This is a genomic window from Acinetobacter sp. IK31 (assembly GCF_035615195.1).
In the GTDB taxonomy this organism is placed as follows: domain Bacteria; phylum Pseudomonadota; class Gammaproteobacteria; order Pseudomonadales; family Moraxellaceae; genus Acinetobacter; species Acinetobacter calcoaceticus_C.
In genome coordinates, this window is the sequence record NZ_JANBOB010000033.1 from 336,591 (window position 1) to 355,593 (window position 19,003).

The following is a 19,003-nucleotide window of genomic DNA, read 5'->3' on the forward strand; positions in this document are numbered from 1 at the left end:
TCCCTATTTAGCCTGCATTTTTTAATGCAAAATCTCGACCAAACAACAGTTTATTTCTGAATAACGAAACAGGGGTTTGATCTGCAATTAACTCTGCATACCACATGCCATCTTCAGTATCACCAAACAAAACTGCACCAATCACTTTATCGCTTTGAATAATAATGCGTTTGTAAATCTGGCGTTTTTCATCGTTCAGGATAATATCTTCATAATCATCTTTAGGTTCAAAATTACCCGCAGAGAATACATCGACACCACTGACTTTTAATTGAGTCGGTACAGTCGGCGCCTTAAAGGTCAAGCTACCGTGCTCAGCCAAGTGCGTCGCACAGATAAAAGCTTGGCCCCATAATGGTTCAACCAAACCAAAGGTCTGTCCACGGTGTTCAATACACTCACCCACCGCGTAAATACTTGGGTCAAAGGTTTGCATGGTGTCATTCACCAATACCCCGCGGTTACAACGTAAACCTGCACTTTGCGCCAAGCTAATATTTGGTCTGATTCCCACTGCAAAAACCACAAGGTCTGCATCTAAAACAGTACCGTCTTTTAGTCGAATTTGTTTTACATGACCATTTTCATCACCCACCAATGCTTCTGTATTGGCTTCGGTAATAATATTAATGCCCTTTTGTTCAATGCTGTGACGCAGTAACTGACTCGCACGGCCGTCGAGTTGACGCTCCATAATACGGTCCATCAAATGCAGCACGGTCACATTCATACCGCGTTGTTTTAAACCGTAAGCTGCTTCCAAACCGAGTAAACCACCGCCAATCACCACTGCATTGGTTTTTGAACCGCAGTATTCAATCATGGTGTTAACATCATAAATATCACGGAAAGTTAAAACGCCCTTTAAATCTATTCCTTGAACTGGAGGAATAAATGGCGCCGAACCGGTTGCCAAGATCAAACGGTCATAATCAACCGTCTGACCTTTTTCGGTGTAAACCACTTTACGTGGACGATCAATTTTTACGGCCTTGTCACCAGCAATAAACTTGATGCCTTTGTCGCTATACCACTTTGGTGGGTGCAGCATAATGTCTTCAATGGTTTTTTCACCCGATAAAACCGGAGATAACATAATACGGTTGTAGTTACCCCAAGGTTCTTCACCAATGACCGTGACTTCATAACGATCTGGCGCCATGTCGAGTAAATCTTCTAGGCAACGCATACCTGCTAAGCCATTGCCAATCAGTACCAATTTCAGTTTGTCTTGAGAGACACCTGTATTGGTAATATAAGTTTTTTGTGGCACGGGGTTGATCAAAACACGACCATCAACAATTTTGCTTGGATAAACTGAAAGTTTTTGATCTTTATCCTCTAAACAGCGACCAGTTGCCAAACTAAAGTGTTGTTTATAAATCGGTGATGCAATCACACGTTCGCCTTGTAAATCACCAATAATGCCGCGGCTCATGACATTTGCTTGGCTAAACGGATCTTTATTGCTTAACACATAAACGCGTTTTTCATGTCCAACTCTAAAGATTGCAACTGCTTGATCACCCACTAGCGCGCCCGCGCCAGTGTTTGGGGTTAAATCATCTAGTGCACACACATCAATCCATTGATCATCAGGAAGCATATTTTTGTCTTGTACAATATTCATAGAAATTCTCCTTCTTATGCTTCAACCATTGGAATACGGTCTTCTGAACGCTCAACGTCTGATAATGGTCGGATTTGACCACGTTCAGTGGTAAATTGGATGTGTGGATCGGCCTGTTCACTCGCGCCTGCATTGATATAAGTCTGGAAGCGTTTACGGACTTCAGGGTTTTCTACCGCAGTACGCCATTCATCTTGGTAGGTTCCAATGATGTGTTCCATACGGCGCTCAAGCTCAGCAGCTAAACCAAGAGAGTCATCAACAACTACAGATTTAAGGTAATCTAGCCCGCCTTCCATGTTGTCACGCCACACACTGGTACGTTGTAAACGGTCTGCGGTTTGGATGTAGAACATATAGAAACGGTCGATATAACGGATAAGCGTTGTTTTATCGAGGTCAGATGCAAGCAATTCTGCATGGCGCGGTTTCATACCACCGTTACCACAAACATAAAGGTTCCAACCTTTTTCAGTCGCGATAATACCCACGTCTTTACCTTGCGCTTCCGCACACTCACGTGTACAGCCAGACACCGCCATTTTTAACTTATGTGGTGAACGTAAACCTTTGTAGCGGTTTTCAAGCTCAATCGCTAAACCAACCGAGTTGTCTACACCGTAACGGCACCAAGTGCTACCGACACAAGATTTCACAGTACGTAATGACTTACCGTAGGCATGACCCGACTCAAAGCCGGCAGCATTCAACTCTTCCCAAATGAATGGAAGCTCGTGAACTTGTGCACCGAACATGTCAACACGTTGACCACCAGTAATTTTGGTATAAAGGTTATATTTTTTCGCGATTTGACCAATAGCAATCAAACCATCAGGAGTCACTTCACCGCCTGCCATACGTGGTACAACCGAGTAAGAACCATCTTTTTGAATGTTACCCAAGTAGTAGTCGTTACTGTCTTGTAGACCAGCATGGCTTGGCTCAAGTACGAAATCATTCCAGCAAGAAGCCAAGATGTTTGCCGCAGTCGGTTTACAAATATCACAACCCAAACCGTGGCCATGCTGGTGAATCAAATCATCAAAAGTTTTGATTTCATTAACACGAACCAAGTGATGTAACTCTTGACGTGAGTACGGGAAATGTTCGCAAATGTGGTTGTTAACGGTTACACCTTGACGTTGTAACTCTGACTTTAAAACTTGAGTCACTAATGGTGCACAACCACCACATGCAGTTGCTGCTTTGGTGCATTTCTTTAATGCACCTAAAGAAGTCGAACCATCACTAATTGCTTGGCAGATGTCCGCTTTTGATACGTTGTTACATGAACAGATGGTTGCGCTGTCTGGCAGTAAATCTACACCGCTACCACCAGATTTACCTGCTGATTGTTCAAAGCCCGGCATGATTAAACTTTCAGGTACTTCTGGTAACGCCAGACCATTCAGCATCATTTGTAAAAGGTCGTTATATTCTTTGGCATCGCCGACCAAAACTGCACCAAGCAATTTAGTTTTGTCCGCATTTACAACAATCTTTTTATAAACCAGTGCATGCTCATCTGCATAGAAGTAGCTTAATGCGCCTGGAGTCATGGCATGTGCATCACCAACAGAGGCAACATCAACACCCATCAACTTCAACTTGGTGCTCATGTCCGCGCCAGCGAAAGTGTTACATTCTTCATCTGAGATGTGCTTTGCTGCAATACGTGCCATGTCATAGCCCGGTGCAACCAAGCCATAGATTTTGTTTTGCCAAAGCGCACATTCACCAATTGCGTAAATGTTGTTATCTGAGGTTTGACAGTAATCATTAATCACGATACCGCCACGTTCACCAATCGCCAGACCACTATTACGCGCGAGTTCATCACGTGGGCGGATGCCTGCCGAGAATAAAATGATATCTGCTTCAAGTTCACTACCATCAGCAAACTTCATGACATGTGTCGTGTTATCGCCGCATTCAATGCATTGAGTCGCTTTTTGCGTATGAACTTTTACGCCAAGATCTTCAATTTTTCGGCGTAAGACTTTGCCACCCAAGTCATCAATTTGAACTGCCATCAAACGTGGCGCAAACTCAACAACATGTGTTTCCAATTCTAAGTCACGTAAAGCTTTAGCAGCTTCAAGACCAAGCAAACCACCACCAATGACTACGCCTGTTTTAGCATTTAGACTCGCTGCACGAATCGCATCTAAGTCTTCAATGGTACGGTAAACAAAACAGTTTTCGCGATCATTACCCGGAATGGGTGGAACAAAGGCATAAGAACCCGTTGCCAACACCAATTTGTCATAGCTAATCACATCGCCATGGTTGGTTGTTACGGTTTGTGCAGCCATATCAATTGCAGTTGCTTTTGTATTTAGACGTAAGTCAATGCCATGTGCATCGGCAAAGTCAAAACGCGCCAAAGATAAATCTTTTGCCGATTTCCCTGAGAAATATTCAGTTAAATGTACGCGGTCATACGCGATACGAGGTTCTTCCGCGAGGATAGTGATTTCTAGTTCATCATCTGCTTTTTCTAAAATGGCTTCGATGAATTTGTGGCCCACCATACCATGACCAATCATTACCAATTTCATAGTGTTTCTCCTCAAATCACGTTGCTTTTAAGCTGCGTTATTCCGTTCTCAAATAGACGTTGTTCTTTTGCTTTGTGCTCTACCGAGAAGCGAATCAAGCTCACAAAGCGTATAGCTGCTTGAAACCATTTTTTTTCACTCGTTGACGACACCCAATGCACAGCAAAGTCATAAAAAGAAATAAAAAAAGCGAGCCCCCTCATAGAGAAGGCTCGCATCGCTGAAACTGAAAAATTAAATAATTCAGATGTAACTTTTTTATGCAATAAAAATAAAGACATGACCTTCACTCCGACTGAACGTAACTTCTTTGTGTGTACGGTTGCACTCACAAACTCGATCAGAACGGACATCGTTGGCCGTCTTTAAAACTCATGGTCGTCTTCGACCTGTAATTAAGTAAGCACTTTGCATGCCAATATTTTAAATATTTAAGCTAATAATATTTTTTATATTTAATTTCATATAGATATAAATTTTCAATAGGTAAGTAAAGAAACAAACCTGATTTCGCCTGCTCTATCACTGCACACTTATATGGTTTAAATAAAAATACGCCTTGCTACAAAATGAACCGTATTTTTGCACCAAAATTGATCAGACCGATCATTTAACATGCTAAAGTGCCATTAAATATTGATTTTTTCTTTAGTTTTCTATGGCACTAATCTTGCTTTAAAAACTGATAACAAAAACGCGTCGTATTGGCGCATTTTCTTAGCCTGATTTTCTGAACTTATGCCAAAACTCAAAATAGCCCTTATTGATGATGATCATGCGCGAGCCGACTATATAAGAAAAAGTCTGCTTGAAAATGATTTTGAAGTGGTCGCCTGCCTTACTTTGGACCATTTGAATATCTTTCGCATAGAACATTTACAAGCTGATGTGATCTTGCTTGATATGGATCATCCTCACCGTGACATTATTGAAAGCTGTGTCAGTAGCTATGACCTGCCTACCGTACTGTTCACCAAAAATTCAGATAAAGACACAATCAAACAAGCCATCGATGCAGGAGTAACTGCTTATATTGTCGATGGCATCGATCCTGCCCGCTTACATACCATTTTAGAAATCTCAATTGAGCAATATAAAAAACACAAAAAACTCGAAGGTGACTTAAAAGAAGCTCAAACCAAACTCGCTGACCGCAAAGATGTTGAAAAAGCCAAAGTTTTACTGATGCAACTCCATGGCCTTCCTGAAGATACAGCATTTCAGCTCCTCAGAAAAAATGCCATGAGCCACCGTATTACAATTGGAGAAATGGCACGGCGTTTACTTGACGCCCAAAAATTACTTGGCAATCAACTAAAGGATGAATAAATGAGCACATTAGAAAAGACTCAATTACAACTCGGCTATATTCCTTTGCTTGATTGTCTTGCGTTGCTTTGGGCTAAACAACAAGGCTTCTTTGAAGATGTAGGTTTAGACGTTACATTAGTTAAAGAAGCATCTTGGGCAAGTCTTCGCGATCGTCTTGCTTTTGGTTTATTAGATGCAGCCCACTGCTTATCTGCAATGTTACCTGCGGCTGCAGTCGGGTCAGATCAAATTGGTACGCCGCTACAAACTTCACTTGTTTTGAGTGAAAATCGTGCATTTATCAGCTTAAGCCAGAAATTAACGCATCAACTTAAACTTCAAGAAAATGATACGGCTCAAGTAACGGCTCAAAAAGTAGCGGATTATCTTGAACAAGATCATTCCATTTCTTTAGCTCATGTGTTTAAACACTCCATTCATCATTATTGTTTAAGAGAATGGTTAGCTCTAGCAAACCCAAAACTCGCTCAATCAATCCAGCTCAAAACCTTACCACCACCGTATATGGTCGAAGCACTAGATAAACATGTGATAGATGGTTTTTGTGTAGGTGAACCTTGGAATACTCAAGGCGAGCTTCTTGGTTTAAGCAAAATGATCTGTTCAAGTCAGAACGTTATTCCTACTGTGGCTGATAAAGTTTTAGCCGTAACACAGGAATGGGCTGAACAACATCCACAAACATTAATTGCACTCACTGCTGCAATTATGAAAGCTCAACAAGAATTGAGTGAACTAGAAGACTTTGCTCCAATTTTAAAATTATTGGTCGAGTCTGGAATTGTTCGTTTTCATTGCTCAGAAGAGGTGCATGTCGACAAATACTACATGATTCAAGATATTGTGCGTCATTTGGTAAAAGAAAGCGCACTTCCAAAAGTAGAAGATTTTTATTGGCTCTTCCAACAAATGCAAAAGTGGGATGACCTTCAGTTAGAGCAAGCTCAAATCAATACATTGAGTCATCAATGTATTAACCTTGAGGCTTATAATCAAGCTAGACAACGTTTATAACTTCTAGCATTTTCAATTAATCAGTCATAAAAAAAGCTGTCTTTTATAAAAAAGACAGCTTGAAAGACCCATAAGACAAAATGCGAAACACACATTACTATACTTTCTAGACTCAATTGATCCATTCAAAATATAGCGCTTATAGAACTCATCATAGCCATCTAAACTTATCATTTTCAGACATTTTCATATCAATAACTGCCACTTGATCAATTTCGTTCTACCATTCTTATAATTTAAACAAGCAGTGCAAATTGCACTTTCTGCCTATCATTCCTTCCTATAAAAATCTTAATAGACACAGAAAAAAAAGCATTCAAATTAGGTTAATCAGAATAGGTTTCCACTTTAATTTTTTAAAACACTTTTAGTTTGCAAAACCATATGCTCATTAAATTATTTTTTTAGCAAAAAGTAATTTCCTGCCTATCTACTTATATTTAAAAAGTTTATTAATTAACTCATCTATAAAATATAAACATTACGATTCAAATAATTACTTAAAAAAAATTAGTGAAAAATCCTATAAATACCCTTAATTTCATATTACAAACTGCAACAATCTTGTTACAAATAGTAATGATAATTTAATTAATAATCATTATCATTCACAACACATAAAAACCTGAGAAGATCTACCATGATCCATGAAAATATTCTCGACTGCATAGGTAAAACGCCACTATTACAATTATCAAGGCTATTCACGCATCAATCGATCTCAGTGATTGCGAAAATGGAATTGTTAAACCCAGGAGGAAGTATTAAAGACCGTCCAGCATTATTCATGTTACAGGAAGGTCTAAAATCTGGAGCAATTAATAAAGATAGCCATATTGTTGAAAGTTCTTCAGGGAACTTGGCCATCGCACTCGCAATGGCATGCAAAATATATGGGTTAAAATTTACTGCCGTTATTGACCCTAAAATTGCTTCAGCAAACTTACAAATGTTGAAGCTCTACAAAGCCAATATCCATATGGTCTCTGAGAAAGATCAAAATGGAGGCTATTTAAAAACCAGAATTGATACTGTAAAGCGACTATGTGAACAATTACCAAATGCTGTATGGATTAATCAATACGCAAATCCAAACAACTGGAAAAGCCACTATTTTGGTGAAGCAGAAGAAATCATAAATCAAATAGATCGCAAAATTGATTACCTCGTGATTGGAGCAAGTACCTCTGGCACGATTATGGGCGTATCCCGCCGCCTTAAAGAAAAGTTCCCCGAATTAAAAGTGATTGCAGTCGATATTGTCGGCTCTGTCTTGTTTGGTGGTACCTCTGGTCCACGCGAGATTCCGGGCATTGGTGCAAGTACTGTTCCCCCTCTACTCTCTCCCGATGAAATTGATGATGTCATTTATGTGGATGACTATGAATCGGCAGTCGGTTGCAGAGAACTTCTTGAACATGAAGGAATCTTTGCAGGCGGCTCAAGCGGCTCATCTATTTCAGCCATAAAAAAACTCATTCCAACCATTCCTGAAGGTTCATGTGTCTTAACGCTGCTGCCTGATCGCGGCGATCGTTATCTAGATCTCGTTTATGCAGATGAGTGGTTCGAAATGATCAAAAAACGTCACTTCAATCGAAACTTACGACGTCAAGAAAACCTTACTTTACAAAATGTTGTTTAACCCTCTCCTTAGGAAATATTCATGAGCAATTTGGCTACCCTTCGTTACCTGAGTCAATCAGATTTATTAAATCTTGGCGCAAATCATAGCAATTCATTTATTGAAGCGATTACCGAAGGTTTAACCCTGCATGCAAATAAACAGTTTGTACAACCCTTAAAACCTTACCTCCGCTGGCAAGGTGCAGATCATATTGCTGACCGTATTATTGCAATGCCTTGTTATTTAGGCGGCAATGACCCGATTGCTGGAATCAAATGGATTGGCTCAAGACAACATAACCCTAAAAAATTCAATATTCCACGTGCCAGCGCGCTTATTGTTCTGAATGATTCAGAAACAAATTACCCAGTCGCAGTGATGGAAGGCAGCTTAATTAGCGCAATGCGAACTGCTGCAATTACTGGTGTTTCGATTAAATATCTAGCGAAAAAAGACTTTTCAGACATTACCGTGATTGGCTGCGGACCAATTGCTCAAATGCAGATTAAGACTGTACTTGAACAATACGCTCAAGTGAAAAAAATACATTTATTTGATGTGAACCCTGAAGCTGCCGAAAAACTCAAAGCATTGTTCTTATCAGAATATCCACATCTAGAAATTGAAATTCATGACAGTGCCAAGTCTGCGATTCAGCAAGCAGATGTGCTGATTACCTGTACCGTTTCAGATAAGCCTTACATCCCGTTTGAGTGGCTTAAAAAGGGCTGCTTTGTTTCCAATATTTCAATTATGGATATTGAACCTGAAGTGTTCTTAAAAGTTGACAAAGTGATTGTAGATGACTGGGACCAATCAAACCGAGAAAAGAAAGTCATCAACGTACTGGTTGAAGATGGCTTATTCAGCCGTGAAAAACTGCATGCCGAACTTGGCGACATCATTATTGGCCATAAAAATGGTCGCGAACATGAAGATGAAATCATTTTGCTTAACCCAATGGGCATGGCGATTGACGACATTGTTTGCGCTAAATGGTTCTTCAATGCCGCACAAGAACAAAACATTGGCACGGTTCTACCACTTTTATAAGAATAGGAATAACTAAAATGTTAGATCGGATTTACACAGCTCAACTACAAAAAACGATAGATGCCCTTTACATGGAGAATTATGGAAATTTTAGAGATCATATTTCCTATAAAAAGCCTTATTTGGCAATTACTCTAAATCATGCATCGGAACTCTATTTCAGCTGTTTAAAAGTAGATGGTGTAAATCCTTTCTGCGTTACTCAACCCGAAGTTTTGCTTCACAACCTCTTGAGTAATACGACTTCTAAAATTTCTATTTCTGAAGTTTTTACTTATTTAACAAAAGCATCTTGGTGGCCCTCACCTCATCATCAAAAGGCAATTGACTATTGGCTCGACAACTTAGTAACGGCTGAAAAAATCCCTCAAATTTTACAGTCAGCACTTTCATTTTCCTCACCTTTAATTACAAGTGAATTGCTCTCTCTAGTTGCTGATCGTCCATTTCATCCGTTCGCCCACTCAAAAGGTGAACTCGCACCACTCACAACTCAAAAAGAAATTGAAGTGTATTGGTGGGCTTTTAAGAAAGATGACGTGATCAACAATATGGATTCGATTCCTCATAAAGAGCTTCTGTTATCAGAAGCTGAGGACAATAATATTACTGAAAAAATGGCCGAGCTTTCAGATGACTACTTAGCCCTTCCTTTATTAGAGACTCAACATCACTATTTAAAATTTGAAGAAAATAAGTATGACGGTATTGACCTGAACCATGTCACGACAATTGGTTTACCGACCTCATCTTTAAGAACGCTTATTCATAACGCAAACCCTAATCTGCATTTAAAACTATCGACCAATGCCAAAACTTTAGGTGCGATCCGTTCTATGCCGGGACGTTATTTAATGAATGGGCATAGAGCATATGATTTTTTAAATGAAGTCATTAATGAAACGCCTTTATTAAAAAATCGTCTCTTTTTGAGTAATGAAACTCACTGGTGGGTACTGGGTAAACAAGAGCACATTGTAAAAAATTTAGGTGTAATCGGTTGCCAAGTCAGACATTTACCCGATTTTTGCCAAGATAAAGACGTCACCCCAATTACCATGTCAGCTTTAAGCTGTACTTATGTTGACCCTTGGGAAGCTTTAGGCGTTGAAGGTGATAAATGGACACTATTAAAAGATCTAAGTGTCCATTTTATTCAAACATTCTTAACGCTTTGGGCAAAAGGAATCATGCCTGAATGCCATGGGCAAAACACCATGGTGTGTTATGAAAATAATAAGTTCAAATGCTTTATTTTACGTGACCACGATACATTAAGAATATGTACGACAGCAATTGAAGAAAGTGGCTTCACACCTCCAACCTATACCATCGACACGAGTACGCCGAACAATCTTATCTTTACTAGAAATGAAGACTTATTTAATTACTTCATCACATTAGGGATTCAAATTAACCTCTACCCAATTGCTTTAGCTACCTTGAAATATACAGATCGTTCAGAAAGCGATTTCTGGGAAATGGTTCAAGACATTATTCAAGATTTTGTAGAAACCCAACCGATTTCAGAACAGACAAAATCCCAGATTCAAACCTATCTTTTCGACAATAAAACTTGGCCATTCAAACAGCTACTTACGCCTTTACTCGCTCAAGAAAGCGACTCAACAGGAATGCCAAGCAAAATAGGAACCACGCCAAACCCTTATCACAGCTTATCTGTTTCTAGCTATGAGACCATGGATATCTAAATCATGCGCTCATCTCGCCTAGATCATTTCATTATTTTGCTCTGCCAGTTTTTTTCCACTTTCGGGCTCATGGTGCTGATTCCGATCATGCCGCTTTATATGGAAAAACTGACGGCGCATATGAGTGCTCCCACTATCTGGGCAGGTTTGGCACTCGCAGCTCCGGCTATTGGCAGTTTATTTACAGCACCAATTGTTGGTCATTTAGCGGATACGTTTGGCCATAAAAAAGCCTTGTTACTTTCACTGGCTGGTTTTTGTATTTCAATACTGCTCATGGCGAGCGCACAGCATTTATTTGTATTTATTTTTGCGCGGATCTTACTCGGTTTTTGCGGTCTTTCAGTCATTTTAAATGCCTATGTTTCATATCTTTCTAATGAACAACAACGAGGTGCCGCTTTTGGACAACTACAAAGTAGTGTTGCGCTAGCTTGCCTGTGTGGTCCGGTACTCGGCGGTATATTTTTGGACCACTGGCGAGTTGAATTATTACTCAACGCTACTGCATTTATTGTAGTTACATTAATTGTGATCGCATCCTTTTTATTAGCCAATCCAGTTAAAACTGAGGCTGTAAAAACCAAAGAAAAATCTAAAATTCCAGACTTTTTTGATAGAACAATTTTTTCTTGGCTAAGTGCCGGCATCTTAGTGCAAGCCGGTGGGTTTGGTTTGGTGTCTTGCTTCGTTTTATACATTAGTGAAATAAGCCAAAATATTCACTCATCGTTATCTGCTGCAAGCTTAACGGGCACAATCCATGCGCTTTCATGGGGAGCGGCTTTTATTGCGGCAACCTATTGGGGAAAAAGAAATGATGATAAAGGAGATTCTTTTAATAACTTCGTTTATGCATCCTTAATTTGTGGCATCACGATTTTCGCGTTGGTATGGGTGTCCAATCTCTGGCTCATTCTCGTATTACGACTCATACAAGGTTTTTGCTTTGCAGCGCTTATTCCTTCGATCTTACACACGATTTCTCTAAAAGCTGGCACTCAAAGTCAAGGAAAAGTGATTGGCATTTCTAACAGTGCTTTTGTCTTAGGCCAACTTTTTGGTCCGATTACCATCACGTTTACCTACTCATTTTTCAATATTACAGCCGCATTAATCTGCACCTCTTTATTTTTTATCGGTGCGGGCTTAGTGGTGATTTTGAACAGATTCTTAATGGATACAATTTTAAAAGAGGCACAAGAATGAACTCAATTATTACAACCAATGCATGGTCTTATAAACTTTTCGAACAGTACCTGAATACTTTCTTTCGTGAACTTAAAGTAGATCTTGAAGAGCACATTATCTCAGCTCAAGATTCTCCTTTATTCACACAAGATGCAGAGCAGCCTAACTCAATCTATTTTTCTTACACATTTAATGCATCAAATACGATTGTTTACGGAGCAGTTCAACACTTCTCCACCACTGGCTACCATCGGTATCAGCGTGGCTTTGCTCTGCAAAACTTAAGCGACAATACATTTGACTCTCTAACTGATCCTAAAAAGTTAGTGAAGCTCATTACAGATGAGTTAAATAACCTATTCAAAGACAAAAACCAAAACAAGAACCTTTATTCCGATATTGCCAATAGTATCGAGAACACAAAATTCTTTTTAGAAAATAAACCATCCCTAACAACATCTAAAGAGCTGAGTGGTTTTCAAGCTACTGAACAAGGCATGTTATATGGACACCCTTTTCATGTGACCTCGAAAGCCAATTTAGGTTTTTCGAAAGAAGACATGAACAAGTATAGCCCAGAGTTAGGCGCAAGTTTTCAACTCCACTACTTTGCAGTTCATTCTTCTTTAATCGAAAAGCTTGTAAGCGAAGAGCAGCCATCTAATCGTATTGAAAACGAAGTTTTAGAAACTGCAAAAGAGCGTTTGCAAGAGAACTTAGCAAATTATGAGCTCATGCCGACCCATCCGTGGCAAGCCAATTTCTTGCTTCAACACTCGTCTTTAAAGAAACATTTAGACAGTCAAGAAATCATACATCTGGGTGCATTAGGCCAAACCGTATGGCCAACCTCCTCCGTTCGCACGGTGTGGTTACCTCAATCGAACCTATTCTTAAAGCTCTCAATTGATGTGCGAATTACCAGTTTCATTCGTAATAATCCAATGGATGAAATGGAACGAGCAATTGATGCAAGCAAAATTATTATTAATCACAAGATTAATGAGCAATATCCAGACCTTGTTATTCTGCCAGAGTTAGAGGCGAAAACAGTCAAAATTCCAGAGCTTGAGAGTTCATTTGGCATTATTTATAGAGCTGGACTTACACCTGATGTACTAGAAAATACCAGAATGCTCGGTGGCTTGGTCGAAGAAAACGAACATCATGAAATTCCTCTATTAAGCTTTATTCAGCAAGCTGCACCCAACCAAAATTTACAATCGAACGATGCTAAAGACTTTATTACTTTTTGGTGGAAACAGTACGTTAAAGTTTCACTTATTCCATTAGTTGAGTTGTTTGCAAATAAAGGCATTAGCGTAGAAGCCCATATGCAAAACAGTTTAATGGAATTTAAAAATGGCTATCCACATCGCCTTATTCTTCGAGATATGGAAGGCATTAGTATTGTTCCAGAAATGATAGAAGATGACTCATCTATTTCTGAAGATAGTACCGTTTGGTTCTCTCAAAAAGATGCTTGGACCTTTTTAAAATATTACCTCGTGATCAATCACATTGCGCATCTCATCAGTGCAATTGCGCGAGTTACGGTGATTGAAGAATCTGAACTTTGGGAAGCCACACGCCTTACGCTCACACAAGAAAAATTTACCGCCAAAGGCCAGCACTACCTCGATTTATTAATTAATTCACTCACACTACCAATCAAGGCAAATATGTTAAATACGCTCTACCACAGTGGTGGCAATCCAATCTGGATTGAAGTTGAAAACCCTATTTATAAATATCGCGGCGCAGAAGCCCTTTGCCCTCTTCAGCCGACACAGCAAGCCAACTATAAGACTCTTGCAGAAAATCGCGTGATGAGCCAATTATTAGAAGCGCTCATTTTTGAAAATACCTTTAAATATGAACTTTCTAAAGGTCAGATCAAGTTTTATATTTCAGATACAGTTTTCTATACATGCGCCGCTAAACGACATTTCAGCTTTAAACGAATTAAGTTAGATCCTTTAAGCCTAGTCCGTTCTGATATTACTTTGGGCGCTGAAACTCGCCCTAACTTAAAAATGCTACTTGCCGATCTAAAAAATATTATTGAAGCTGACCCAGTTAAATGGCAAAACTTTAATGATGAACTCAATTTAACTTACGTTAAACATGCGCAGACTTTAAGCCAAGCACCTGCTCAACCTTTAAGAACCCTGCCTTACCTAGAACAAGAAGCACGAATTACCAATGCACACCTATATCATCCGAGTTTTAAGTCTCGTATCGGCTTCGATTTAAAAGAAAACCAAAAATATGCACCTGAGCTTTCTGAAGGCTTTCCAGTCAAATGGGTCGCGACTCATAACAGTCTGTGTAAATTAGTTTTAAGCGAAACGATTAACTTAGAGCAGCTTTATAAACAGCATTTTTCAGAAAAAGATCTACAAGCAATTAGTGATCAATTAAAAGATAACAATGTAGATTTTCAGGAATATATCCTCACCCCAATTCATCCGTGGCAGTGGGATAAAATTATTGAATTATATTATCAAGATGCAATTAGCAACCAACTCATCATCCCGTTAGATATTGAAGGTCCAACTTATTTACCACAGCAATCGATCAGAACTTTATCGAATATTAGTGATATCTCAGCGCTTTCTCTCAAGTTGGCAATGAATTTGGTAAATACATCTACATCTCGTGTATTGGCACCGCATACCGTTCAAAATGCTGCAAAAATGAGTGACTGGCTTTATAAAATTGTCGAGCAAGACCATATTTTAGAAAAGCATCGCAAGCCTGTTATTTTAAGAGAGATTGCTGGACTTTCAGTTAAGCAGCAAATTGCTTTACCTGTTCAATACGGCGCACTCGCCTGCATTTGGCGCGAAAGTATTTACAGTTACTTAAAAGAAGGTGAATCGGCAACACCGGTAACTGGCCTCATGCAAGTCGACATTGACCAAAAGCCTCTAATTGATGAATGGATTCAAGAATACGGTATCGAGTTCTGGTTGGAAAAGTTACTCACCAATGCTTATTTACCTATCATGCATATTTTGTGGTGCCATGGCTTAGCTTTAGAGTCACATGCGCAAAATATGGTTCTGATTCATAAAAATGGCTTACCAGTTAAAGCTGCTTTGAAAGACTTCCACGATGGGATTCGTTTTAGTCGTCATCTTTTACGTGAGCCAGACCTTCTACCAAATTTACAAGATGCGCCAAAAGAGCATGCCAAAATTAACCCAAACTCATTCTTGGAAACCCATTCTCCAAATGAGTTAAGAGACTTTACTCAAGATGCGCTTTGGTTTGTAAATTTGGCAGAGTTAGCGATTTTCTTAAATGAGCATTATGACTTCGATGAAATCAAATTCTGGACCATGTTAAGAACCGTCATCAATCAGCACAAGGAAGCTCATCCAGAGTTTGCCGAGCGATATGAATTGTTCAACTTTACAGATGACACCATTGATATTGAACAATTAGCAAGCCGTCGTTTCCTTCCGGAAATTCGCCTAAGAGTACAAACCATACCAAACCCGCTAAGTCTCATTAAGGAAATTGAATATGAATAAATATTCGATTTCTTTTAAGAAACGAATAGCAAATGGCGAGACGCTCTACGGAATATTTTGTTCCGTAGTGTCTCCGATTAATGTCGAGCAACTGGCACTTGCGGGCTATGACTTTATTATTATCGACTTAGAACATACTTTATTTACCACGTCCCAAGTCGAGACCATGATTTTAGCCGCTAGAGCCATGAGTCTTGATGTTTTTGTCAGAGTGCCTTTAAACGCCAACCATTTAGTTCTACCTCTGCTTGATGCAGGGGTAACAGGCATTGTTTTTCCGCGTATTGAAAATGCCCAGCAGGCACGAGAAGCTGTGAATTATTGCCACTATATGCCGCTTGGGCAAAGAGGTCTTAACTCGACAAGATTAAATAGATATGGCATTGATGATTTAGCCAGTTTTGTTCAACAAGCGAAAAACGAGACGGTTGTGGTTGCCATGATTGAAAGCCTGGAAGGACTAGAACATCTTGATGAAATTTTAAAAGTTGACGGCATTGATATTATTCTTGAAGGTGCAGCCGACCTTTCTCAGTCTATGGGAATACCATGGGAAACCAGCCATCCGAAGGTCAAAGAAAAAGTCCAAAAGATGTATGTAAAGACAAAAATGAGCAATAAGTATTTCTGCGCAATTCCCCGAAAGCCAGAAGATATAACAGCTTGGAAACAACAATCTGTTCAGCTTTTTGTACTCGGTGATGACCGAAGCATTATTCGCCGTGCCCATCAAAATCATTTAAATACCTTCAAAGAAATCTGATCGCTATTCAATTTTTTGGGGGAATAAATACCTATTCCCCTAATTCATTGAATAAATTTCAAATATATTATTTTTTTAGCAATTAATAATGTTGTTAATTACAATGATTCTCATTTATAATTCGCTCAATTTAAAATCACTCTCAGGGCGAGAAAATGGGAAATAAGATAAAAAGTAATAAACTTTTTACAAGAAAGTCTGAAGTAAAAAATATCATTCCACTTCTTTCACTTAGTGGATTCATCTTTCTTTCAAACTCTGCTTTCGCGGTCTCACCCTCTGAGCCAACAGAAACAGAAAAAAAGCCCGAAGCACTTCCTACAATTACAATTTCCGCTTCACGTGCAGATGAACTCTCTACTTCTGCCAAGCAAGTCACCAAGCTAGATGAAAAACAAATTGAACTTTTAAGAAATGGTTCATCTGGAAGTATTGCGACTGTATTAGCAAAAGCTGTACCGGGCCTGTCTGACTCAAGCCGTACTATTACCGATTACGGTCAAACTTTGCGTGGTCGTAATGCCCTCATCTTGGTTGATGGCGTGCCGATGAACTTAACACGAGATACTTCACGCGGACTTTCCTCAATTGACCCAGAAAGTATTGCCAACATTGAAGTCATTCGAGGCAGTAATGCAATTTATGGCGGCGGTGCTGCCGGCGGTATTATTTCAATTACCACGAAAGCTGCGGGTGGCGAACCTACAGCAAACACTGTAGTTGGACTTCAAACACCTTTAACAAATTTCCGTTCTAATGCCCTAAGCGGAGATATTCATCAATATTTCACAGGCAGCTTTAACGCTTTTGATTATGCACTCGACTTTGGTTATCAACGTATTGGTAGTCCGTACGATGCAAGTGGTGATCGTGTTGCACCTGAACCAAGTCAGGGCGACCTTTATGATTCCGATGGCTACAGCGTAGGCGGTAAGCTTGGTTATCACATTGATGACAATCAATACCTACAATTCGCAGCAAACTACTATAATGCCGAGCAAGACTCAGATTATGCATCTGACCCAAGTGTAAAAAAAGCTCCAGTTGGAACTGTGCCAGCGAAAGCCATCAAAGGATTAAAGCTTAAAGACCAAAATAAAAATGAAAACCAAATATACAATTTAACCTATACCAATAAAGACTTATTGGGTAATAAGGTTGATGCTCAAATTTATTACCGCGACTTCTTTACCCGTTTTTCACCATTTGATGCTCGTGGAAATGCGAACCGTGGCAAACAAGTCGACCAGATTTATCAAGAAAATAATGTACTCGGTAGCCGCTTAACTGTTACAACACCACTTGAGTTTTTAGGCGATACATCATTGGTTTGGGGTGGTGACTTCAGCCGTGAAAAAAGCGAAATGCCTTTAGATATTTTTGACCCTCAAATTTATGATCAATCAGGTGGTCTAGAATTTGTAAAAACTGGCAAGCTCATTTATTTACCCGAACTCACCACGCAAAGTGTTGGCGGTTTTATACAGTTAAAACACCGCTTTAATGACCAATGGTCAGCTGAAGCAGGTACACGCTATGAAGACAGCTATGCGCAAATTGATAGTTTTGTTCCATTATCACAATTAGGTAAGACCAACCCTTACACTGTTCCAGGCGGAAAAGTGAAAGCTGATGCATGGTTATACAATGCTAATGTGACCTTTTCTCCAAATGATCAAAACTCGATCTATGCATCGTTTAACCAAGGTTTTCAGTTGCCTGATGTAGGTTTAATTATCCGTAATGCTGGTGAAGGTTTTAACCTTGGCTCATCATTTTTAGAACCTGTAAAAGTTGATAACTACGAACTGGGCTGGAAAGGTAATTTCAATAACTTCTCATCAAGTTTAGCGGTATTCCACTCAACATCTGATCTTGGGGCTGTGCAATCTTTCAACAATGGTCTGGTGCTTGCTAGAACAAAAGAAAAAGTAACTGGTGTTGAAGCAACTGTTGACTATCTTAATGATGCAAATGTTTGGGGAACTGGTGGTAGTGTAACGTGGATGAAGGGGCGCGAAACACCTCAAGGCAGTGATACAGACCGTGATATGACGGGCTTCCGTATACCGCCTTTAAAACTCACAGCTTACGTTTCTTATAGTCCAACAGAAACTTGGACCAACCGTCTACAAGCAACTTACTTCGGTTCAGAAGATTACCGCTTAAATGGTGTAAATGGTTTTGGTCGCTATGATGTGAAGTCTTACACAACAGCCGATTTAATCAGTAGCTTTGCGCTTAACAAGAAAGACACTGTGACGATTGGTTTAGAAAACATGTTTAATCGTAAGTACTACCCTCTCTATAGTCAATTATTAAGAACTAGCGATAACACTAGCCATTTAGTGGCAAATGGGGCAACGCTTAAAGTTTCTTATAGCCATAAATGGTAATTAAAATTACATAGTATGTGTCACAAAAAAGGAGATCTATTACGGTCTCCTTTTTTTATTTAAAAATTATTTAAGTCTTACCTTCTTTTCTTTATTGGCTTGAAGCCGACTGTCGGGACTACCCTAGCTTTCTAGCAGAAATTTTGTTAACTTGATTTTGTTACATATTCAAAATATAACTT

At 39.4% G+C, this 19,003-nt stretch carries 13 protein-coding genes; 9 read left to right on the forward strand and 4 right to left on the reverse strand.

What is annotated here, in order from left to right; translation table 11 throughout:
• Positions 1-7: 7 nt before the first annotated feature.
• From nirD to MSG66_RS18490, 3 genes are read right to left on the reverse strand one after another with little or no spacing between them, the layout of a single operon-like run.
• Positions 8-1,630 carry a nitrite reductase small subunit NirD gene (nirD, locus tag MSG66_RS18480; protein WP_202741823.1) on the reverse strand — a complete coding sequence of 541 codons (1,623 nt, stop codon included), beginning with the start codon at positions 1,628-1,630 and terminating at the stop codon, positions 8-10.
• 14 nt (positions 1,631-1,644) lie between these two features.
• Complete coding sequence (gene nirB, locus MSG66_RS18485) at positions 1,645-4,191, reverse strand: nitrite reductase large subunit NirB (protein WP_324654864.1); 2,547 nt, start codon at positions 4,189-4,191, stop codon at positions 1,645-1,647.
• An 11-nt stretch (positions 4,192-4,202) separates the two neighbouring features.
• Entirely contained in the window at positions 4,203-4,544 is a 342-nt protein-coding gene (locus tag MSG66_RS18490) for a hypothetical protein (protein WP_202741822.1), read from the reverse strand.
• Between the two features lie 385 nt (positions 4,545-4,929).
• Between MSG66_RS18490 and MSG66_RS18495 the strand changes: the two genes are divergently transcribed.
• Positions 4,930-5,520, forward strand: a complete 591-nt coding sequence (locus tag MSG66_RS18495) for an ANTAR domain-containing response regulator (RefSeq protein ID WP_075431447.1) — start codon at positions 4,930-4,932, stop codon at positions 5,518-5,520.
• Positions 5,521-6,537 carry an ABC transporter substrate-binding protein gene (locus MSG66_RS18500; RefSeq protein WP_324654865.1) on the forward strand — a complete coding sequence of 339 codons (1,017 nt, stop codon included), beginning with the start codon at positions 5,521-5,523 and terminating at the stop codon, positions 6,535-6,537.
• Between the two features lie 20 nt (positions 6,538-6,557).
• On the opposite strand, the gene MSG66_RS18505 is transcribed toward MSG66_RS18500, so the two are convergent.
• Positions 6,558-6,662, reverse strand: a complete 105-nt coding sequence (locus MSG66_RS18505) for a hypothetical protein (RefSeq protein WP_262472232.1) — start codon at positions 6,660-6,662, stop codon at positions 6,558-6,560.
• A gap of 515 nt (positions 6,663-7,177) precedes the next feature.
• Between MSG66_RS18505 and sbnA the strand changes: the two genes are divergently transcribed.
• From sbnA to MSG66_RS18540, 7 genes are all read left to right on the forward strand, one after another.
• Positions 7,178-8,182, forward strand: coding sequence for a 2,3-diaminopropionate biosynthesis protein SbnA (gene sbnA, locus MSG66_RS18510; protein WP_042894001.1), 1,005 nt, complete (start codon positions 7,178-7,180; stop codon positions 8,180-8,182).
• Between the two features lie 21 nt (positions 8,183-8,203).
• Entirely contained in the window at positions 8,204-9,217 is a 1,014-nt protein-coding gene (gene sbnB, locus MSG66_RS18515; protein WP_324654866.1) for a 2,3-diaminopropionate biosynthesis protein SbnB, read from the forward strand.
• 71 nt (positions 9,218-9,288) lie between these two features.
• Positions 9,289-10,929, forward strand: a complete 1,641-nt coding sequence (locus MSG66_RS18520; RefSeq protein ID WP_324654885.1) for an IucA/IucC family protein — start codon at positions 9,289-9,291, stop codon at positions 10,927-10,929.
• A 3-nt stretch (positions 10,930-10,932) separates the two neighbouring features.
• On the forward strand, positions 10,933-12,138 hold the full coding sequence (locus MSG66_RS18525; RefSeq protein WP_324654867.1) for an MFS transporter: 1,206 nt from the start codon (positions 10,933-10,935) through the stop codon (positions 12,136-12,138).
• Positions 12,135-15,662, forward strand: a complete 3,528-nt coding sequence (locus MSG66_RS18530) for an IucA/IucC family protein (RefSeq protein ID WP_324654868.1) — start codon at positions 12,135-12,137, stop codon at positions 15,660-15,662. The genes MSG66_RS18525 and MSG66_RS18530 overlap by 4 nt, the downstream gene beginning before the upstream one ends.
• Complete coding sequence (locus MSG66_RS18535; protein WP_133972989.1) at positions 15,655-16,425, forward strand: HpcH/HpaI aldolase family protein; 771 nt, start codon at positions 15,655-15,657, stop codon at positions 16,423-16,425. The genes MSG66_RS18530 and MSG66_RS18535 overlap by 8 nt, the downstream gene beginning before the upstream one ends.
• A gap of 155 nt (positions 16,426-16,580) precedes the next feature.
• Positions 16,581-18,821 carry a TonB-dependent receptor gene (locus tag MSG66_RS18540; RefSeq protein ID WP_324654869.1) on the forward strand — a complete coding sequence of 747 codons (2,241 nt, stop codon included), beginning with the start codon at positions 16,581-16,583 and terminating at the stop codon, positions 18,819-18,821.
• Positions 18,822-19,003: the final 182 nt, after the last annotated feature.

What these genes read in the sequence shown, in the direction of transcription:
- MSG66_RS18500 (WP_324654865.1), top strand. Translation starts at nt 5,521, where the DNA reads ATGAGCACATTAGAAAAGACTCAATTACAACTCGGCTATATTCCTTTG.
- sbnA (WP_042894001.1), top strand. Translation starts at nt 7,178, where the DNA reads ATGATCCATGAAAATATTCTCGACTGCATAGGTAAAACGCCACTATTA.
- MSG66_RS18540 (WP_324654869.1), top strand. Translation starts at nt 16,581, where the DNA reads ATGGGAAATAAGATAAAAAGTAATAAACTTTTTACAAGAAAGTCTGAA.
- MSG66_RS18520 (WP_324654885.1), top strand. Translation starts at nt 9,289, where the DNA reads ATGGAGAATTATGGAAATTTTAGAGATCATATTTCCTATAAAAAGCCT.
- MSG66_RS18490 (WP_202741822.1), bottom strand. Translation starts at nt 4,544, where the DNA reads ATGTCCGTTCTGATCGAGTTTGTGAGTGCAACCGTACACACAAAGAAG.
- nirB (WP_324654864.1), bottom strand. Translation starts at nt 4,191, where the DNA reads ATGAAATTGGTAATGATTGGTCATGGTATGGTGGGCCACAAATTCATC.
- MSG66_RS18535 (WP_133972989.1), top strand. Translation starts at nt 15,655, where the DNA reads ATGAATAAATATTCGATTTCTTTTAAGAAACGAATAGCAAATGGCGAG.
- sbnB (WP_324654866.1), top strand. Translation starts at nt 8,204, where the DNA reads ATGAGCAATTTGGCTACCCTTCGTTACCTGAGTCAATCAGATTTATTA.
- MSG66_RS18505 (WP_262472232.1), bottom strand. Translation starts at nt 6,662, where the DNA reads ATGGATCAATTGAGTCTAGAAAGTATAGTAATGTGTGTTTCGCATTTT.
- MSG66_RS18525 (WP_324654867.1), top strand. Translation starts at nt 10,933, where the DNA reads ATGCGCTCATCTCGCCTAGATCATTTCATTATTTTGCTCTGCCAGTTT.
- MSG66_RS18530 (WP_324654868.1), top strand. Translation starts at nt 12,135, where the DNA reads ATGAACTCAATTATTACAACCAATGCATGGTCTTATAAACTTTTCGAA.
- MSG66_RS18495 (WP_075431447.1), top strand. Translation starts at nt 4,930, where the DNA reads ATGCCAAAACTCAAAATAGCCCTTATTGATGATGATCATGCGCGAGCC.
- nirD (WP_202741823.1), bottom strand. Translation starts at nt 1,630, where the DNA reads ATGAATATTGTACAAGACAAAAATATGCTTCCTGATGATCAATGGATT.